This window comes from Streptomyces sp. MBT53, from assembly GCF_016654115.1.
GTDB lineage: Bacteria > Actinomycetota > Actinomycetes > Streptomycetales > Streptomycetaceae > Streptomyces.
Genome location: NZ_JAEQAZ010000396.1, coordinates 1 through 3113, shown reverse-complemented (window position 1 = coordinate 3113; position 3113 = coordinate 1). Strand labels below are relative to the sequence as shown.

Here is a 3113-nt window from a genome sequence, read left to right as displayed (position 1 = left end):
GTGGCCCGGATACAGGACGCGCTGCCCGGGGGCGAGAGCACCGAGATGGTGATCGTGTACCACCGGGGCGGCGGGCTGAGCGCGGGCGACCGGCGGGTGGCGGCCGGGCAGGTCGAGGAGATCGCCGCAGCGCATGAGCTGGTCGGCGGGACGCCCAAGGGGATTGCGTCCGACGACGGTACGACCCTCATGTACCCCGTCGTCAGCAACGAGCCCGGGCGCGACGAGAAGCTGCGGGACGCGCTCGTCGAGGACGTCCGGGGCATCGCCCACGGCCAGGACGGGCTGAGCGTCGAGGTGGGCGGCACCGCAGCGCTCGGCACCGACGCCGGGAAGGTCTACGACTCACTCGGCGGGCCACTGCTCTACACCACCGTCGCCGTCGTCGCCCTCCTGCTGATCCTGATCTACCGCAGTCCGGTGCTGTGGCTCGTGCCGCTCGTGGTCGCCGGCGTCGCCGACCTCCTGTCGATGGGCGTCGCGTACGGGCTCAACCAGGCCTTCGGTACCACCGTCACGGGCCAGAGCTCCGCCGTGATGACGATCCTCGTGTTCGGCGCGGGCACCGACTACGCACTGCTCCTCGTCTCGCGCTACCGGGAGGAACTGCGGCGCATCGAGCGCCCGTACGAGGCCATGGTCGCCGCCCTGCGCGGCTGCGGGCCGGCCGTGCTCGCCTCCTCCGGCACCGTCGCCGCCGGCCTGCTGTGTCTGCTCGCCGCCGATCTCAACAGCAGCCGCGGCATGGGCCCGCTCGGCACGGTCGGTGTGCTGTGCGCGCTGATCGCGATGCTGACACTGCTCCCCGCCGTCCTCGTCCTGCTCGGGCGGCGGGTCTTCTGGCCGCTCGTACCGGCCTACGGCAGCGAACCCAAACAGCGTCGGAGCCTCTTCGCCGCGATGGGCGACTCCGCCCGGCGCAGGCCGCTGACCGTGCTCGCGACCGGAGCCGTCCTGCTCGGCGCACTCGCCCTCGGCACGCTCAATCTGCCGGGGGCGGTCAAGCAGGAGGACTCCTTCGTCACCAAGCCGGAGGCCGTCACCGCCATGGAGACCCTCGCCCGGGCCTACCCCGGGCGCGGCACCCAGCCCATCGACGTGATCACCCCGGCGGACCGCGTCGACCGGACCCTCGCGGCGATCCGGGCCACCCGGGGAGTCGAGAGCGCCGAGAAGGGCCGTACCGCGGACGGCTGGGCCGAGATCTCCGTCATCGCGAAGGACGCACCCCAGTCGGCGGGAGAGACCGCCACCATCAAGTCCCTGCGCAGCGAACTGAAGGGCTCCTACGTCGGCGGGGACAGCGCCGAGCAGATCGACCTGGAGGACACCAACAGCCGGGACACGAAGATCGTCGTACCCCTGGTCCTCGTCTCGGTGCTGCTCATCCTGTTCGTCCTGCTGCGCAGTCTCGTCGCGCCGCTCATCCTGGTGACCGCCGTGGTCGCGGTCTGGGGCGCGGCCCTCGGGATCGCCGGGCTGGCCTTCGGACCGCTCCTCGGCCTCAAGGGAACCGATCCCGGACTCGGGCTGCTGTCCTTCGTGTTCCTCGTCGCCCTCGGCGTCGACTACGGCATCTTCCTCATGCACCGGATGCGGGAGGAGTCCCTGGCCGGCGCGGAACCGGCCGCCGCCGCGCTCACCGCCCTGCGCAGCACAGGCGCCGTCATCGCCTCGGCCGGCCTGGTCCTCGCCGCGACCTTCGCCGTGCTGATGAACATGGGGCTCGTACAACTCGTCGAACTGGGCTTCGTGATCGCCGTCGGCGTACTCCTCGACACCTTCCTCGTACGGACGTACCTGGTGACCAGTGCCAGCGTCGCCCTGCGCCGGAAGATGTGGTGGCCTGGCGGCCTCTCCCGCGAAGGCGCGCCCGGCGCCGGGCCGTCCGAACCGACCGAGCCGCCGCGGCAGCCGGAACAGGTCGGCGCGCCCTGACCTGCCGGGATCACCACAGCCGACCGGGCGCCTCTCCTGCCGTCTGCCGGAGGGGCGCCCCCATGACGGAAGATGGAGCCGTGCAAGATCGGGGAGCGGCCACAGCCGCAGGGGATCTGAGAACCACCGCCGTACGGGGCGACGCGCGGCCACGCCGGTTCGAACGCGTCATGGCGGTCGTCAACCGGGACCCGCTCACCGCGCCGCACCGCACCCGCAACGACGCGTGCCTCGCCGTCGGGGTCGCCGTGCTGGCCGTCATCTTGGCGTTGTTCCTCGACGACGGACTCCCGCTCGGTCCGCCCGGCTGGGCCCTGCTGGCCGGCGCCCATGTGCCGCTCGTGTGGCGGCGCAGCCGTCCGCTGCTCGCGCTGCTCTCGGTGGCGGCCTGCGTCACCGCGTACCACGTCCTCGACTACAACCACGCCGTACCCATCCCCGCGACCCTCCTGGCGCTCTACACGGTCGCGGCGACCGGGACGGTACGCCGCTCGCTGCTCACCGCTGTCCTCGTCCTCGGCCCGACGCTGATCATCAACAGCTTCACCAACCCCGACGGGGCACTGGAGCTCCTGCAGATCTCCGGCTGGGTCATCGCGGTCCTGTTCTTCGGCGTCGACGCCCGCCTCTACCGCCAGTACGTCGCCTCCATCGTCGAGCGGGCCGAACGGGCCGAACGGACCCGCGAGGACGAGGCGCGGCGCCGGGTCGTCGAGGAGCGGCTGCGGATCGCCCGCGACCTGCACGACCTGCTCGCGCACAGCATCACCCTGATCGGTGTGCGGACGTCCGTGGCGGCCCACGTCCTCACCGCGGATCCAGGCCGGCTCGACCGAAAGGCGGTCGCCCAGGCGCTCGACGACATCGCGGAAACCTGCCGGACGGCCCGGGGCGAGTTGCGTACGACGCTGGAGGTGCTGCGGGAGAACGAGGTGAACGTGAGTGCCGGAGGGGAACGGGAGTGGGCGGCCGAACCCGGCTCCGGACCGGGTTCCGGTTCCGGGCTCGGCTCTGTGGACGGGCGCGGGCCGCTGCCCGGGCTCGACGGGCTGGGCGCGCTCGCGGAGGCGGCCAGGGTGGCCGGGGCCAAGGTCGAACTGTCCGTCCACGCGGACGGCGTACCGCCCTCGGTGGGCGCCGCCGCCTACCGGATCGTGCAGGAGGCGCTCACCAAC

General features: G+C 72.4%; 2 protein-coding genes. Both read left to right on the top strand.

What is annotated here, in order from left to right:
• A partial coding sequence (locus JHN45_RS51470) for an MMPL family transporter (protein ID WP_201056394.1) occupies nt 1-1938 on the top strand: 1938 nt, incomplete at its 5' end.
• 62 nt (nt 1939-2000) lie between these two features.
• Nucleotides 2001-3113: sensor histidine kinase (locus tag JHN45_RS51465; protein WP_374195700.1), on the top strand; the 1113-nt coding region annotated here is incomplete at its 3' end.